We start from the raw sequence: 16,455 nt of genomic DNA, 5'->3' as shown, positions 1-16,455 counted from the left end.
CGGCCGGTGCCGCCTCGCTGGCGAACGACTACGAGGCCACGGGCAACAGCCACACGATCACCGTGGTGGCCAGCGACGGCAATGGCGGCACGACCACCATCACCGTCACGCTCAACGAGCTGGACGTGGATGACAGCTCGCCGGTCATCATTGCCGCTCAAGCGGAGGTGTACGAGGAGGGACTGCCGGGTGGCTTCCCGGACGGAAACGACAGTCCGACCACCGCGACCGGTCAGGTCGACATCAACGATCCAGATACCGTAGGCGGTCCGCTGACGGTCACCTTGGCTGGCCCGGCTGGCCTGACCTCCGGTGGCGAGGTGGTGACTTGGAGTGGTACCGGTTCCGTGAGCGATCCGTTGATCGGCACGGCAGGTGGCGAGGAGGTTATCAATGCGACCATCGACAGCGAGGGCAACTACACGGTCACCTTGCTGAAACCGCTTGATCACTCGGGTAGCGAGGACCAGGCCCTGGATATCGGCCTGACGGTAACCGCTGACGATGGCGTCAATCCGCCAGCTACTGGCACCCTGACGGTGACGGTGCACGACGATGCACCTGTTGCCAACCCGGGTTCGGTGGACGTGGTGCTGCCTGAGCAGGACACCAACGTCATGTTGATCCTGGATATCTCAAGCAGCATGACCGCGAGCAGGGTTGCAGGCATGAAGGCTGCAGTAACCGAGCTGCTCGATACCTATGCCGGGCTCGGGAATGTCGCGGTACGGATCGTGGTGTTCGGCACAGCCGCAGGCACCCAGGCCTGGGGGACGTCATGGGGTGACATCGACGCGGCCAAGACTTATGTCAATGGCATCAACGCGAACAGCGCTGGAACCAACTATGACGCTGCCCTGCTCAAGGCGATGGACGCATTCGATGATCCAGGCAAGATCGTTGGAGGCAAGAATGTCTCCTACTTCCTGACGGATGGTGAGCCAAATCAGAACAGCAACTGGGGCATTCCTGGTTCAGCTGGAAACGGCATCAATGATGTGGAAGAGGATGCATGGGTCGACTTCCTGGAAGCCAACAAGATCCTCTCCCAGGTGTTTGGCATGGAGGTTCCGACGGGGCAGCAGGCCAACGCACGCGGCAACATGGACCGCATCGCCTATGACGGTATCAACAACGAGGACACCGATTCCGTCTTCGTGAACGATATCGATGACCTGCCGCCGATCCTGCGGGACTCGGCCATCGATGCTGCGCAGGGTGCGGTCGTGGATATGGACGGCACCCTCGGAGGCAACTCTGGTCTCGGTGCCGATGGCGGCGGTCTGCTCGATATCACTGTCAACGGCCGGACCTACCATGACGACGGAAGCGTGACGGGTGGTGTTGCCAACGGTTTGTTCGATGCGGCGACCAACACCTGGAACATCCTTACCGAAGGTCCAAATGGCTCCGTCAATACCGGAGGCCGGCTGATCGTCAACATGGAGACCGGGGAGTACAGCTACACCCCGCCGATCATCGATTCGGGCACCCGCGTAGAGGACATCGGCTTCACACTGATCGACAACGATGGCGACACGGCGTCGTCGACCTTGACCATCACGGTCCATCCGGTGGGCACCGTCCTGCCGGATAGTGCAGATGGCGTAACGTCATTCGCCTTCCATGCTGACGAAAGCATCACCGGCGTGACGGGCGAACAAGCGCATGCCTTGCCGGCGTTGAGCGATCTGGTCGTGTCGTACGGGAGTGGAAGCCTGGATGCATCACTGCCTGGCGGCGACATGCAGACCTTCTCCGGTCCGCTTACGCCGGTCGCGATGCCATTGCCCCTGGTGCATCCGCTGGATGAGCTGGACCAGCATCATCAAGCGATGGTGTGACGCATCTGGAGCCGGGTTGGCCAGCGGCCCATCCGGCTCCATCGGAATCGATGGCGTGGTACCCGCCCCGCAAGGGCTGGACGTTCCCGCTTTCCTGAAGAATCGAGGTCAAGAAATGAACAAGAAACTCCTGACAAGCATGCTGGCGGTTGCACTGTTGGCTCCGTTTGCGAGCCATGCCCAAAGTCGCAGCAGCGCGGCGGACATCAATCCACACGGGCTGGATTACAGTGACGTGACGATGGAAATCCCCGACTACGACGAACCATTCCAGCGCGACGGACGGCGCGTCCCAACTGCTCAGATCCTGAGCGTGAAGCCGGGGGTCAACGAAGGGCAGGTACGCGAGCTGCTGGGTGCACCGCTGTCCACCGGGAACGGTGAGCGGGGGCCTGAGTGGAACTACAACCTCAAGCTTGACGTGGCCGATGAAGATTTCATCGTGTGCCAGTACAAGGTGGTGTTCGAAGCCGACGGAGCAACTGTGCGCGAGACCTCCTGGCGGCGTTACCAGTGCCGACTGGCGATGGCTGCATTGGCCCCGCAGACGACGCCAGCGACGCCTGAACGGATCGATCTGTCGGGCGATTTCCTGTTCGACTTTGATAAGGACCTGCTCAGTGTCGAGGGCATGCAGGTTCTCGACGGCGTAGCCGCCAAGTTGGTTGGGAACAGCAGCAAGGCCGACATCGTTGGCCATACCGACCGGCTTGGCAGCGCTGCCTACAATCAACGATTGTCCGAGCAGCGTGCGCAGGCGGTAGCTGCGTACCTGGTGGATCGTGGCATCGCCGTCGACAGGATCACCACGTCCGGACGTGGTTTGGCTGAGCAGGTCAAACAGTGTGAAGGGGAGCGTTCCACCCCCGAGCTGCGCGCCTGCCTCAAGCCCAACCGCCGCGTCGCCATCACCATTACGCCGGTCGATTGACCAAGGTTGGAACGGGGGATGGAAGCACGTAGATCCTGCCTTGTTGCGGGCCGCCACAGCGGCCCGCTCTTTTTGTGTTGGATGTGGAATCCGACGGCTGTTGATGGTGGCGCCGGAATCGGGACGTTGCCGGGTGGACGTCGGCATTCGGTGTGTTCCTCAGCCAATCCTCGATTGTAAAAACACGTATCTGAAATGAAGAATCTCTTGATGGATCGACATGCGTTGGCTCGATGGGTGGCAGCCCTGCTTGTCGTCCTGACCAACACCGCAACGGCAGCGGAGCTGGCGCGTTCTGTCACGCCGGGGCAGCAGGACATGGCGGTCCCATCGCCAACGATGGCGCTGGAACTGGGCCAGGCAGTGGAAATGGCCGCGAAGTGGCATCCGAGCATACGCAATGCTGCGGGCTACCTGATGGAGTCGGACGAAGCGATCCAGGTAGCGCGTGCCGGCTACTACCCGCAACTGCGTGCAGGGCTGGGCTCGGACTGGCGCAACCGCGCTCTGTCGGGATACGACAGTCGCAGCGTTCATCAGCTGACCGTATCCGCCTCCCAGATGCTCTACGACTTCGGCAAGGTCTCCAGTGATGTTGATCGTGCGCAAGCTGACCGCGAGGGTTCCCAGGCGAGAGTGCTGCTGGCGATTGATCAGCTTGTGCAGGAAACCGCGCATGCATGGATCGAAGTCAGTCGTTACGAGGCGTTGCTGGAACTTGCCAAGGCACAGCGCTCGGGGGTGGGGTCCATCGCTGATCTGGCACGCGAGCGTCGTGCGAAGGGAGCCAGTCCGTTGTCTGATGAACTGCAGGCACAGGCACGTGAAGAAGCTGCATTCGCCAATCTTCTGGAGGTCACCGCTCAACTGGAACGTTGGCGCCTGCAACTGCGGCAGCTCACCGGTGCGCCACGATTGCCCGTGACGGAAGGCCTGGCGGACACGCAACTCGCAGGTGCCTGCGACATCGTTGGAGGCGATGCCGGGTCGCAGTCAGTGCCGGCGGTGCTGATCGCTCAGGCGCAACTTCGCGCGGCGCAGGCGGATGTGGAGAATGCTCGCGCACAGAGCCGGCCTACGTTGTCCGTGGATGGCGCCGTAAGCCGTGGCCTGAATGCCGACTCACGCATCAACAGGCCCTACGACGCGTCGATTTCACTGAACGTGACGGCACCTCTTTACCAAGGTGGCGGTAACGCCGCGCGGCGGCGGGCATCTGGCCATTCGCTGTCAGCGGCAGAGGCGGCATTGGAGCATGTACGGTTGCAGGCCAGTCAGGAGCTGACAGACGCGCGGTCACGCGCGAAAGGTTATGCCGGCCGCAGAAGCGTGTTGGACGAGCGTACCGGCAGCATCGAACATACGCGCGACCTGTACCGGCAACAGTACCTGGATCTGGGAACACGTTCCTTGCTGGACCTGCTCAATGCCGAGCAGGAGTTCCATGGTGCGAGAGTGGAAAGCGTGAACAACATGCTCGATCTGCAGCGCATGCAGGTGGATTGCCTGGCTGCAGCTGGAGGTCTGCGTCGTGCTTTCCGTCTGGATGGGCACACATTGGCTGGCGTGGAGCTGACCCCATGAGTGGCGCCGCAGGAACCGGGGCGAATGCCCCGCAGGACATGAACGGCTGGGTCGATGCGATCCTGTGCGTGGCGAATCACTACCGCATCGATTGTTCGCCTGAAGCGATTCGTATTGCAGCGGCATGGGATGGTAAAGCTGGTGAGCAGCGGCCGCTGGAGCAGCGTGTGCCGCAGCTGGCACGCCAGGTTGGACTGGCGTTGCGCTGGGTGGCGCCGGAACCCAGCCGCCTGACCCCATGGCGCCTGCCTTTGATGGTGCAGCTGAACGACGGACAGGTCGGTGTTGTGACGGCCATGACCGCGGCGGGGTTCACCCTGGAGCTCGGTGGCGATAGCGGACTGCCCACCACATTGGATGCCGCGACGCTGGATGCGGCGGTGGTCCGCATGGCAGTGGCACGCCCGATGCGCTCGGTGCCGGACAGTCGCGTCGATGAGTACATCAAGCCATTCGAGCCGGGCTGGTTGCGCCAACTGGTATTGGCCGACATGCGGCCATACTGGCACATCCTTCTGGCATCGCTGGTCACCAACGTTCTCGGTATCGCCAGCATCCTGTTCTCGATGCAGGTGTATGACCGGGTTGTACCGGCCCAGTCGATGCCCACGCTGTACGTGCTGTTCGGCGGAGTGCTGCTTTCCATGGTGTTCGCTTACGTGTTGCGGCAGGCACGTACGCGGATCACCGATGTATTGGGCAAGCGCGCTGATCTGCGTGTATCGGACAAGGTGTTTGGTCACGCACTTCGCGTGCGTAACGCCGCGCGGCCAAAATCGACGGGTACGTTCATATCCCAGCTTCGCGAGCTGGAGTCCGTGCGCGACATGCTGACCTCCACGACCATCGCTGCCGTGGCCGACGTACCATTCTTCCTGCTTTTCTGCGTGATGTTCTGGTACGTCGCCGGTAGCCTGGTGTGGATTCCGGTGTTGGCAGCCGTGTTCATGGTATTGCCTGGAATCCTGTTGCAGAAGCGTCTGCGTGCATTGGCGCAGGAGGGCATGCGCGAGTCGGCGCTGCGCAATGCGATGTTGGTCGAGGCCGTGCAGGGGATAGAAGACATCAAGCTGCTGCAGGCAGAGTCCAGGTTCCAGACGCACTGGAACCACTACAACGAGATCAATGCCGATACCGGCATGAAGCTGCGCGACCTGACAAGCACACTGAGCAACTGGTCCCAGATCGTCCAGACCGGTGTGTTCACCGTCGTGGTGTTCGTCGGAGCGCCGATGGTGATGGAGGGCGACATCACTACGGGTGTGCTGGTGGCCGCCTCGATGCTGTCCAGCCGCATGTTGGGGCCGCTTGCCAGCCTGACCCAGATCCTCAGCCGCTGGCAGCAGGCGCGCATTGCGAAGGACGCGTTGGACAACCTGCTGCGGATGCCGGTGGATACCCCGGACCACGGCAAGCGCATCCATCGTGCGTCGCTGGCTGGCAGTTACGTTTTCACCAATGCGGTATTCAGTCATGACGGCCAGCAGCCGGCACTGAAGATTGTGGGGCTCACCGTCCAGCCCGGCGAACGGATCGCGATCCTTGGTCGCAATGGTGCTGGCAAATCGACGTTGCTGCGGGCGCTTTCCGGAATGATGGAGCCCCAGTCCGGCCACGTACTGCTGGACGATACGCCGCTCTCACACATTGATCCTGCGGATGTCCGAAGGGATGTTGGTTTCCTCTCACAGGAGTCCCGTCTGTTCCATGGAACGTTGCGCGAGAACCTGATGATGGGGGCGCCAACAGCGACCGATGAGGAACTGATGATGGCGCTGCGCGCTGGCGGCGCGTGGTCGTACGTCCGCGCCCTGGCCGATGGCCTGGACCACATGGTGCTGGAAGGTGGCCCGGGCCTGTCCGGTGGCCAGCGCCAGAGCCTGATGCTGGCACGGTTGCTGGTGCGAAATCCGAACGTTCTGTTGCTGGATGAGCCAAGCGCGTCGCTGGATGAGGCGGCCGAACAGGGGGTCATCCAGACACTGGCCGGATTGCCTGAAACCACGACGATGGTCATTGCCACGCATCGCATGGCGATGCTGCAACTGGTGGAACGCGTGTTGGTGGTCGACAACGGCCAGGTGCTGCTGGATGGCCCTCGCGATGAGGTCATCGAGAAGCTGCGCGGCAAGGCTGTGGGAACTTCCAGAGCCCCGCGAGCCAAACCGGCGTACAAGCTCTCGGTGGGGAACGTCAGGATGAGGACCCAGAATGACCAGGTTGCCCAAGGTGGCGAAAGCGCGGATGGCAGCGACGCATCGGTGGAGGGGAAGCCATGAGCGCATGGAAGGCCGATGAGGTGTCAGGTAGCGACGAGGTCCACGCTACGGGTTCCTCCAGGGTGGTGCTATGGATCAGCGGTCTCCTGTTGCTGTTTCTGGTCTGGGCGTGGTGGTTTGAGATCGACGAAGTCTCAAGCGGTACGGGCAAGGTGATACCGATTTCGCGCGAACAGATGATCCAATCACTGGAAGGCGGCATCTTGGCTGAGTTGAACGTGGCCGAGGGTGACATCGTCGAGAAAGACCAGGTGCTGGCGCAGCTGGATCCCACCCGCGGCGAATCCAGTGTCGAGGAGACAGCGGCGAAGTATCGTGCTGCATTGGCGAGTTCGGTCCGTTTGCAGGCGGAGGTGGAGGGTGCGACGGTATTGCACTTTCCTGAAGAGCTGGTCTCCGCACACTCGGAGCTGATTGCCAGCGAAGGCGCACTGTTCAGGTCAAGGCGTGCCAGCCTGGCCGAGTCGCTTGGTGGGCTGCAACGTTCGCTGGATCTGGTAAGCCGCGAGCTGCACATCACCGAGTCGTTGCTGGCAACGGGTGCAGCCAGCAGTGTGGAGCTGCTGCGCCTGCAGCGGCAGAGTTCAGAGCTGCGCTTGAAGATTGCAGAGGTGCGCTCGGAGTACATGGTGCGCAGCCGCGAGGAGCTGGCGAAGGCGAATGCAGAGGTTGAGTCGTTGTCCTCGGTGGTCCGCGGACGCGCGGATTCGTTGACGCGGCTGACGCTGCGTTCTCCGGTACGCGGCGTGGTGAAGGATGTCGAGGTAACTACCATTGGCGGCGTGGTGCCGCCAAATGGACAGGCGATGGTGATCGTGCCATTGGGTGATCAATTGTTGGTTGAAACCAAGGTCTCGCCGCGCGACATTGCTTTCATTCATCCCGGCCAGGAGGCCTTGGTGAAGATCACTGCCTATGACTATGCCATCTACGGCGGGCTCTCCGGCAAGGTCGTCACCATCTCGCCAGATACCATCCGCGACGAGGTCAAGCCCGAGGTCGTCTACTACCGGGTGTTCATCCGGACGGACAGCGATGCGCTGCGAAACAAAGCAGGGAAAGAGTTTCCGATCGTGCCGGGCATGATAGCCACGGCCGATATCCGCACCGGTAGCAAGACCATATGGCAATACCTTGTAAAGCCGCTGAATCGTGCTGGCGAGGCGCTGCGTGAGCGTTGAGCGCGCAACCATGCCTGAGAACGACACGGTGGGTTCGTGAGTGGTGCACCCCGGGGCGTCCATGCATCCATCTGGGTGCCTGGGCGGCAACGAGCTGTTGCAGCCAACCATGTGCGGATAGCTGTATCAACTTATCGGTCATCCTTGAATGCCATCTGAAAAGCTGTGCCGTTTGGCTGAACTCATTGACGGTTCCGAGCGGGACGTCCCGCTGTTGTCTTCCTGCCAGCGGCATGACCGGCTTACCGCCATATTGCGATTCACCATGCGTCTTGGGGCATTGGCGAGGCCCGTGTTGAATTCGAGATGTATCGCCTTCTGCCACGTGCCTGCAGTGCGGCGTTGTCGTCCACGAATTCGGGCACTATCGCCGTGTAGGTGGCCAGGATTGGCGGGATGATGCAAGGCTTGTGCCGCCCGCTGAGCATGTTGTCGAGTAGACCGATCTGCCCCCTCGGAGGAACGGCGGGCGCCAGGCGTCGGCCGGTTGTTACATTTTCGAAGTGGGAATGTGCGAGCTGATGATGAATACGATTGCGTCAAGAGGGCAGAAAGGTGGATGACAAGGTCACGACGTCACTGACGAGGCGGTTGGCCAAGGGATTGGGCTCATGGCGTCAAGTGTTGCAGTGGTTGCGGAGCGTGCCGATTGCCGACGCGGTCGATCGCAGGAATGCGCCAATGCTTCAGCTTATTTCATTTCTGCTGGCGGCATTGCCTACGGGAGCTTGGTGCTATCGGGCTTTTCTGGTGGATATCCCATGGAGGTCGGGTGAGTTCGCCAACATGGCGCTGTCCTTGTCGGTGAGCTTCATTTCCGCAATGAGCTTCGTGCTCGTCCGCAAGGGAAGATTCAAGGTCGCCTCATATGCATTGTTGTGTGTTTTCGCCGCGACGATCATTCCTGCGTACTTGATCTCGGGCTTTGGCGCACAGCGCTTTGAACAACCGGTATTGGCAATCTGGATGGCGATTGCTGCGTTGGTTGTGGGGCGTGCAGCGCTATGGACGATGTTCTTCAGTATTGCGGCCGCATTCGCACTGGGTATAGGCGTCGATATCGGGAAGCAGGGCAGCGCGGCCGAGTTGGCCGGCGATGCGGCCTTCAGTACCGCGATGTTCCTGATGATCTCGGTGGTGCTCGATCGGACTTCAGTCGCTCTCCGCGAGAGCCTGCAGGAGGCAAAGGCGCGCGGTGATGCGTTGGTTGTTTCCAATCAGCGGCTGACCGAGGAGATGGCAGAGCGAGAGCGCACCTTCACTCAGCTGGTTCAAGCGCAGAAAATGGAGGCCGTCGGACGGCTTGCCAGTGGTGTTGCGCATGACTTCGGGAATGTTCTGGCAGTTGCCAGTGGCTACGTGCACATCGGACTGCATTCCGGGAATGAAGCGAAGATGCAGGAATCCCTGATGGGTGTGGATCTGGCGGTGAAGCGTGCAACATTGCTGAATCGCCGGCTGCTGTCGTTGGTCCGGCAGGAGGAAGGGGCGGAAGAGTGGTTCGATCCCGGAGAGGCGTTGAAGGCGCTGTTGCCGATGATTCGGCAATTGATGGGAGCAGGGGTGAAGGTAGAAGTCGCAGTGGATGAGGGGCTGCCGGCGGTGTTGTTCGACCGGCTGCAGTTCGATCTCATGATCCTGAATGTCGCCGCCAATGCAGATCATGCGATGCCTGATGGTGGGGAATTCTTCCTTCGAGCGTACATGGACGACAATCGGTTGGTGTTGGGATTGGCAGACTCTGGAGAAGGCATGGAAGGCGAGGTGCTGGCACAGGCATTCGATCCGTTCTTCACCACCAAGCCGCGTGGAGAAGGGAGCGGCCTTGGTCTTTCTGTCGTTCGTGATCTTGTCGAGCGGGCTGGTGGCAGCGTGAATGCAGAAAGCCGGTTGGGCATCGGGACAACGATTTTCATCCGTTTTCCCGACTACCTGATGGAACCGAGCCAGGCCTGACATCGCTGCAACAGGGATGTCGAGATTCGAGCGGGCGATGCATTCGCCGTGATCGCGAATGAATGGTATTGCGAATCATTCGCAATTAACTTAACGTATCGCCCGCCGGCATCGCGCCGGTCCCTCCATGAGACCCGTCGATGAACCTCCGTCCTTTGGCCAGCCTGTTGCTGGCCGCTGCGGTACTGCCTGCCCAGGCGCATACCCCGTACCTCGCTCCGGCTACCTTCAAGGTGCAGCCGACCAGCACGGTTACCCTGGATGCCAGCTTCGCCGAGCATTTCTTCGTGCCCGAAGTCGTGTTCGACAACAGCGAGTTCGTCGTTACCGATCCTGATGGCCTGCAGCATGCGCCCGATGTGGTGCAGCGGCTGAAGACCCGTGCCGTGGTAGAACAGACCCTGCCGGGCAAGAAGGGCACGTACCGTTTCTCTACCGGCAACCGCCTGGGCGCCGTGTTTCGCACCTGGGAAGTGGATGGCCGCAAGGAAAGCAGCCGTGATCCGGCCAAGCCACTGCCGGCCGGTGCCACCGTGCTCTCGCATTACCAGAGCCTGTCGCGCTCGGAGGTCTACCTGACGGCCGGTGCGCCGACCCGTCAGGCCTTGGCGCCCTACGGCAAGGGCCTGGAACTGGTGCCGGTGACCCACCCATCGGACCTGTATGTCGGTGAGCAGTTCGTCTTCGAGGTGCATTACGACGGCAAGCCGTTACCGGCACAGAAGGTGGAAATCCACGCCGCACGCGGTGATGACGAGATCCAGCCGGCTCCGGTCGAGCTGAGCACCGACGCTGCCGGCAAGGCCTCGTTCGCCCTGCAGCAAGCGGGCACCTACCTGGCCCTGATCCGTTACCGCGGGCCGGCGCCGGCCGGGGCTGCAGCGCCGGAGTACGGCAACAACTACACGCTCAGCTTCCGCGTGCTCGAACCCTAAGCCGCTTTCCAACAGGGATATCCCCGATGAAAACTTCTTTTGCTGTTGCCACGATGCTGGCAGCGGTGCTGGCCCCGCTTGCCTCGGCGCAGGCCGCCGCGCCGCCCGCGGTATCGCCGACGGTTACCGCCTTCCTGGCCCAGTTCGATCCGGACAAGACCGGCGCAGTGAGCTGGGAAGCTTTCGAGCAGTTCCGTCGGCAGCGTTATGACGCCACCGATGCGAACAATGACAGGCACGTCGATCGCCAGGAGTACGTGGACGAATACCTGCAGCGCTTCGATGTGCGGCTGGCCGACGCGCGTGCCGGCCACCTGCGCCAGACCGATACCCGCTTCAAGGCGCTGGACCGCGACAAGAACGGCAGCATCAGCCGGGCCGAGTTCGATGCCGCCGGTGAGCGCACCTGGGCCGGTTACGAGAAGAGCCAGGAAGCCACCCGGGAAACCGCCGCCAGCGACAACCGTGATCCGCTGAAGATGCCGACCTCGCATACCGCCAACGGCATGATCGAGCTATACGACCGCAATGGTGATGGGCTGGTGGAGCGCGCCGAGTTCGACGCGGCCCGTGCCGCGACCTTCGCCGCTGCCGATACCAATGGCGATGGCGTGCTGGATCTGGCCGAATACACCGCCGAGTTTGAAGGCCGCCTGGACGCCCAGCGCAGCAAGGTCCGCGATGCGGCGAGCCGCCAGGCCGGCGTGCGTTTCGATTCGCTGGATACCGACAAGGATGGTCGCATGACCTTTGCCGAGTACCAGGTGTCCGGCAAGCGCCTGTTCGACCGCGCTGACAGCAATCGCGACGGCATCGTTGACGCACGCGATCCCGAGCCGGTCGCCGGCGCCCATTCGGCCAACGGCAACCGTTGAGCCCCGCGTACCGGTCGCTGCCTGCGACCGGTCACTCCAGTTTCTGCAATGACACGGCGCCGGTGTGGCGCCGGTGCCCCCCAGCCGGCATGGTCCACGTGATCGAGCAGCCAGGAACGGCGTAGTCCCCGCCATTACCTTTCTGTGGAGATCTCTGATGAATGCAGCTGTATCCGTGCTTGCGCTGGCCGTGCTGGCCAGCCTGTCCGGCGTCGCCCGTGCCGAGGCGCCGGACGCCGCGAACCTGGACACCGTCCGGGTTGAGGCCGAACGGGCCAAGAAGAGCAAGTCGCGCAACCAGAACGTGACCGTTCTAAGCGCCGCCGATCTCGATGCCGAGATGGCCAACAACATGGAAGAGGCGATCCGCTACATCCCGGGCGTAAGCGTGGTCGACATGGGCCGCTTCGGTGACAACGGTTTCAACATCCGTGGCCTGGAAAGCGACCGCGTGGCGATCACCGTCGATGGCCTGAGCCTGGCCGAATCGGTGGAGACGGCGCGCTCCTACGAGTTCTTCCGCAGCGGCCGCGGCGATGTGGACATCGATACGCTGAAGAGCCTGCAGGTGGTCAAGGGCGCCGATTCGATCACCTCCGGCAGCGGCGCGCTCGGCGGCGCGGTGGTGTTCACCACCAAGGACCCGGCGGACTACCTCAAGCCGGAAGGCAACGACACCCATGTCGGGGTGAAGTTCGGCTACAGCGGCTCCAACGACGAGACCATGGGCACGCTGAGCTTCGCCAACCGCACCGGCATCGTCGAGTCGATGCTGGTCTATACCCGCCGCGAAGGCCATGAAAGCGAAAGCTGGTACGACAGTACGGTGGACCGGATCGGTCTCGGTCGACGCACGCCGGATCCGGTCGACAGCACACGCGACAACCTGCTCGGCAAGGTGGATCTTCAGTTGTCGGACGCGCACACGCTGGGCTTCATGTACGAGCGCGGCCGCGCCCACAACGAAGTCGACAATCTTTCCCGCGTCTACGCACCGGGCTACCTGGAGCGCAAGGGCGACGATCGCAATGACCGCGACCGTTATGGCGTGAGCTGGCAGTGGCGTGCAGGCAATACCCTGTTCGACACCCTTGATGCACAGCTGGATCGCCAGGTCACCGACAGCCGTGGCGTTACCCGCATTCTGGCCGGCAGTGGTTGCCCGGGTGGTGGCGCTCCCTGCAAGCGCAGCGAAGACCGCGCCACCGAGCAGACCCTGGACCGCGCAGCGCTGGACTTCAGCAAGGTGGTGGAAGGCCCGGTGCGGCATGACATCGGCTACGGCCTGGCCTGGCAGCAGCGCGACATCGATTACACCGCGGTGGATACCCGTTGGAATGCGGCCGGTGACATTGCCAGCGTGGAGCATGACCCGCGCCAGGTGCCCAAGACCGATGCCCGCTCCTGGAACCTGTACGTGCGCGACAGCCTGAGCCTGTTCGACGAACGCCTGCTGCTCAGCGGCGGCCTGCGCTATGACCGCTACGACTATTCGCCACAGGTGGACAGCACGTTCGTCGACAAGACCGGCAGCGTGCGTGACCTGCGCTTCTCGGCGCCGAGCTGGCAGGTGGGGGCGGAGTTCCGCTTCCTGCCCGACCATGCGCTGTGGGCGCAGCTGGGCCGCGGCTTCCGTGCACCAAGCGTGGCGGATCTGTACTCGCCGACGAGTGCCAGTGCCGCGTTCGATGCAGTGAGTGGTGCACCGATCCAGCTCGACACCTCCATGTCCAACCCGGACTTGGACGCGGAGAAGAGCCTGAACATAGAGCTGGGCTACCGTTGGACCACCGACCGCGCGCAGTTGGGGTTCTCGGTGTTCCGCGACCAGTACGACAACTTCATCGAAACGGTGACCACGGCGGTGCCGTATGCCAATGGCTACCGCACTACGGCAACCGGTCCGGTGCAGTACAGCTACAACAGCACGATGCCGATCAATGCGGGCAAGGTGACGGTGAAGGGCGCCGAGCTGGAAGGGCGTTGGCAGATTGCCGACGCGTGGTCGTCGCGGATAGCGGCGGCGTACAGCAAAGGCGAGAAGCACAATGGTGATCCGCTGGAGAGCATCGTGCCGGCCAGCGCGGTGCTGGGTGTGCGCTATGCACCTTCGCCGTCGTGGAACGTCAGCGCCAACCTGACCCACGCCTGGGGCAAGAGCGCCAGCGATGCCTACACCACATCGGCCAATGGCACGCAGGTGGTGCCGGCATGGACGGGCAAGGCCGATGGCTACACGGTGCTGGATCTTACCGGCACCTGGAACATCACCTCGCAGTTGCGACTGACCGCAGGCCTCTACAACCTGACCGATCGCGAGTACTACCTGTGGCAGCGCGTGCGGGTGATCAACAAGGGCACCAATACGCTGTACGGCTACGTCAACGATGACGGTATCGGGCGCTACAGCGAGCCGGGCCGGAACGCCCGCGTCACGGTGGCGTATTCGTTCTGAGTCACGGGGGCTGTCACCAGCCCCTTTTCCCTGGAACAACAGCGTGGAGCGAAGGCTCCGCGCTGTTGTTCTTTTGGGGGCCGGTGTGGGTCTGCATGCAGGCGACAACGCGCCCAGATGTTTTGCCCATCGCGCCCGGAACACCGGCTAAGCTCAGCAATCCGCACCGGAGGCTGCTGGCAATGCCGATTCGCACAGATCCAGGTCGTCGTCGCTTCATCACCCAATCCGCAAGCCTGGGCGTGCTCGCCGCGTTGCCTTCGGCGCAAGCGCTGGCTGGCCCGTGCAAGGGTACCGCCAGCGGTAGCTGGATTCCGGACGATATCTTCCTCGCCGAGTTGCCGCGGATCATGCAGGCCTTCGCGGTTCCGGGCGTTGGCATCGCCGTGGTTGACGAGGGTGCTGTGGCATGGAGTCGTGGCTTTGGCCTTGCCAACGCGCAGACACGCACGCCTGTGGATGCGCGCACGGTGTTCGAGGATGCGTCGCTCAGCAAACCGATGTTTGCCTACCTGGTGATGCAGCTGGTGGAGCAGGGACGCATCGACCTTGATGTTCCCTTGGTGGGTTACCGTCGACCGGACTACCTCGGCGATCATCCGTGGATTGCGCTGATCACCGCGCGCGATGTGCTGCGGCATACGACGGGTCTGCCCGATTGGCGCAAGTCGCCGGCGACGGAGAAGCTGGTGCCTATGGTCAAGCCTGGTACGCGCATCAACTATTCCGGTGAGGCCTTCGTGTGGCTGCAGCTGGTGGTTGAAGCAATTACCGGCCAGAGTTTGGATGAGTCGATGCAGGCGCATCTGTTTGGTCCGGCTGGCATGAAGGACAGCAGCTATACGTGGAACGCGGATCTGGCGGCACGCTCGGTTTATGGTCATCCCGCGCACGACCGGGTCGATGGCGGAGTGCCACGGCAAGTCCTTCGCGACCAATGGAGCGTCGCCCAGCAGGTTGCGGATCGCTGGGGTAAGCCGCTGTCTGGGTGGAAATACGAAGATGCCGAACGTGCGATGCCGGAAGTCCTGAAGCTGGCGCCGCCGGCCCTGGTGATGTGGCCTGGCGATATCCTCGCCAATGCAGCAGCAAGCCTGCGCACGACGGTGCAGGACTATGCGACCTTCCTCAGTCTGATGATGGCGGGCCGGCAACGCGCGTCGTGGGAGATCAGCGAGGCGGCGCGGCAAGCCATGCTCACGCCGCAGATCAGCTTGCCCGGCCGTTGGACCGAGAAAGGACTGGGTTGGAATACCGAGCAGACCCGTGATGGCCCGGTGTTCTACCACTCCGGCAGCAACAGCGGCATCTTCAAGAATTTCGCCATTGGTGACGCGCAGCGCAGGCGAGGCATCGTGGTGCTGACCAACGGCGGCAGTGGCTCGTTCGTGCATCAGCGGGTGGTGCGCGCGACGACGGGGTATGACCTGCTTTCGTACGATCTTTGACCACGTTCCCGCGGCCTCATCGAGTGCAAAAGCGCTCTCGGAAAGGAACCTGGCTACTGGTGATGAAGGCACTCCAATTCAGTGCGGGATGCGTTGGTCCAGGGTCATTCACGTAGCGCCTCACTCACCATCAGCTTGAAACCCAACCTTCTTGTGGCTGCCATCGCAGAAGGGCTTGTTGTTTGAACGACCACAGCGGCATAGCCAGGTTTCGCTGAGACGGTCGATGGTGCGGCCGGTGCCGCTGACCACTTCGAGATTGCCAATGACGTGCAGCGGGCCGTTCCTGGTGGGGTTCACCTGCAGCGTGCCATCGCGGTGTGGCAGTGCTTCGGATTTCCTCTCCGCCGGTTCACCAGTGGCGATGAACCCACACTCGACATGGCGGTGATCGCAGAAGGGTTTGTTATGCGATTCGCCGCAGCGGCATAGCGTAGCGCGCATGCCTTCGTCCTTGCCGGCGATCAGTAAAGGTGCGGTAAAGGCGAGGGGGCCGTTCTCGCGGATGTGCACCAGGTTCACTACCGGTGCCGGTTCGCTATGCGTGCCGTCGTTGTATTCGTAGCGGATGGCGCCGGAGGGACAGTTGCGCGCGATCAGTGCCACTTCTTCGGGGGCGACCGCATCGGGGTGTATCCATTCGCCGACCACGTTGGGCACGAATACATCCGGATGGCTGAGCACGCAGTTGCGCGAGTGGATGCAACGCTCGCCGTCGAAATGGATGGTGACGGTTCTGCCGCGTACGGTTTCGGTTGCCATGGGCTGCCTCCGCTTCGGAATGCGCAGTGTCGCGCAGGCGAGGTGAAGGCTGGCGTATACAGCTTGATTTCTTTTGTAGGAGCGGCGTAAGCCGCGAAGCTGGTGCCAATGAGACAGCCATTGGACTGGGGGGCATGAAGGGGTACGAGCTTCGCGGGGTTCGCCGGGCCGACAAAAGCCGGGTTCTTGGGCCCCGGGGGTTTAA

11 protein-coding genes are annotated in these 16,455 nt (G+C 62.3%); 10 read left to right on the top strand and 1 reads right to left on the bottom strand.

Features of this window, described 5'->3' with window-relative positions; genetic code table 11:
* The 10 genes from QMX78_RS14390 to QMX78_RS14345 form a co-directional block, all read left to right on the top strand.
* The coding region (locus QMX78_RS14390; RefSeq protein ID WP_282270711.1) for a VWA domain-containing protein at window positions 1-1,844 on the top strand (1,844 nt) is incomplete at its 5' end.
* Window positions 1,810-2,775, top strand: coding sequence for an OmpA family protein (locus QMX78_RS14385; protein ID WP_282270709.1), 966 nt, complete (start codon window positions 1,810-1,812; stop codon window positions 2,773-2,775). The genes QMX78_RS14390 and QMX78_RS14385, both read left to right, overlap by 35 nt.
* Window positions 2,776-2,970: 195 nt before the next feature.
* On the top strand, window positions 2,971-4,359 hold the full coding sequence (locus tag QMX78_RS14380) for a TolC family outer membrane protein (RefSeq protein ID WP_282270708.1): 1,389 nt from the start codon (window positions 2,971-2,973) through the stop codon (window positions 4,357-4,359).
* Complete coding sequence (locus QMX78_RS14375) at window positions 4,356-6,638, top strand: type I secretion system permease/ATPase (protein ID WP_282270706.1); 2,283 nt, start codon at window positions 4,356-4,358, stop codon at window positions 6,636-6,638. Before QMX78_RS14380 ends, QMX78_RS14375 begins: the two co-directional genes overlap by 4 nt.
* Window positions 6,635-7,819: an HlyD family efflux transporter periplasmic adaptor subunit gene (locus QMX78_RS14370; RefSeq protein WP_282270704.1), complete on the top strand. Its 1,185-nt coding sequence runs from the start codon at window positions 6,635-6,637 to the stop codon at window positions 7,817-7,819. The genes QMX78_RS14375 and QMX78_RS14370 overlap by 4 nt, the downstream gene beginning before the upstream one ends.
* A gap of 555 nt (window positions 7,820-8,374) precedes the next feature.
* Entirely contained in the window at window positions 8,375-9,775 is a 1,401-nt protein-coding gene (locus QMX78_RS14365; RefSeq protein ID WP_282270702.1) for an ATP-binding protein, read from the top strand.
* A gap of 140 nt (window positions 9,776-9,915) precedes the next feature.
* The gene (locus QMX78_RS14360; RefSeq protein ID WP_282270700.1) at window positions 9,916-10,710 is read left to right on the top strand and encodes a DUF4198 domain-containing protein; all 795 of its coding nucleotides are present in this window, start codon (window positions 9,916-9,918) and stop codon (window positions 10,708-10,710) included.
* A gap of 26 nt (window positions 10,711-10,736) precedes the next feature.
* A complete protein-coding gene (locus QMX78_RS14355) occupies window positions 10,737-11,585 on the top strand; it encodes an EF-hand domain-containing protein (protein WP_282270698.1) in 849 nt (282 codons plus the stop codon).
* Window positions 11,586-11,742: 157 nt separating this feature from the next.
* The gene (locus QMX78_RS14350; RefSeq protein ID WP_282270696.1) at window positions 11,743-14,040 is read left to right on the top strand and encodes a TonB-dependent hemoglobin/transferrin/lactoferrin family receptor; all 2,298 of its coding nucleotides are present in this window, start codon (window positions 11,743-11,745) and stop codon (window positions 14,038-14,040) included.
* Between the two features lie 182 nt (window positions 14,041-14,222).
* A complete protein-coding gene (locus QMX78_RS14345) occupies window positions 14,223-15,488 on the top strand; it encodes a serine hydrolase domain-containing protein (RefSeq protein WP_282270694.1) in 1,266 nt (421 codons plus the stop codon).
* Window positions 15,489-15,608: 120 nt separating this feature from the next.
* Here the strand turns inward: QMX78_RS14345 and QMX78_RS14340 are convergent, their stop codons facing one another.
* Window positions 15,609-16,250, bottom strand: coding sequence for a CDGSH iron-sulfur domain-containing protein (locus QMX78_RS14340; protein ID WP_282270692.1), 642 nt, complete (start codon window positions 16,248-16,250; stop codon window positions 15,609-15,611).
* Window positions 16,251-16,455: the final 205 nt, after the last annotated feature.

Origin of the sequence: Stenotrophomonas sp. PS02298 (assembly GCF_029959445.1) — a bacterium.
GTDB lineage: Bacteria > Pseudomonadota > Gammaproteobacteria > Xanthomonadales > Xanthomonadaceae > Stenotrophomonas.
Note: the sequence above shows the minus strand (reverse complement) of the source record. Positions and strands in the feature narration are given on the sequence as shown.

Bases quoted from the DNA above. Each gene is read 5' to 3' on its own strand.
- QMX78_RS14385 (WP_282270709.1), top strand. From the start codon at position 1,810: ATGAGCTGGACCAGCATCATCAAGCGATGGTGTGACGCATCTGGAGCC.
- QMX78_RS14380 (WP_282270708.1), top strand. From the start codon at position 2,971: ATGAAGAATCTCTTGATGGATCGACATGCGTTGGCTCGATGGGTGGCA.
- QMX78_RS14375 (WP_282270706.1), top strand. From the start codon at position 4,356: ATGAGTGGCGCCGCAGGAACCGGGGCGAATGCCCCGCAGGACATGAAC.
- QMX78_RS14370 (WP_282270704.1), top strand. From the start codon at position 6,635: ATGAGCGCATGGAAGGCCGATGAGGTGTCAGGTAGCGACGAGGTCCAC.
- QMX78_RS14360 (WP_282270700.1), top strand. From the start codon at position 9,916: ATGAACCTCCGTCCTTTGGCCAGCCTGTTGCTGGCCGCTGCGGTACTG.
- QMX78_RS14355 (WP_282270698.1), top strand. From the start codon at position 10,737: ATGAAAACTTCTTTTGCTGTTGCCACGATGCTGGCAGCGGTGCTGGCC.
- QMX78_RS14350 (WP_282270696.1), top strand. From the start codon at position 11,743: ATGAATGCAGCTGTATCCGTGCTTGCGCTGGCCGTGCTGGCCAGCCTG.
- QMX78_RS14345 (WP_282270694.1), top strand. From the start codon at position 14,223: ATGCCGATTCGCACAGATCCAGGTCGTCGTCGCTTCATCACCCAATCC.
- QMX78_RS14340 (WP_282270692.1), bottom strand. From the start codon at position 16,250: ATGGCAACCGAAACCGTACGCGGCAGAACCGTCACCATCCATTTCGAC.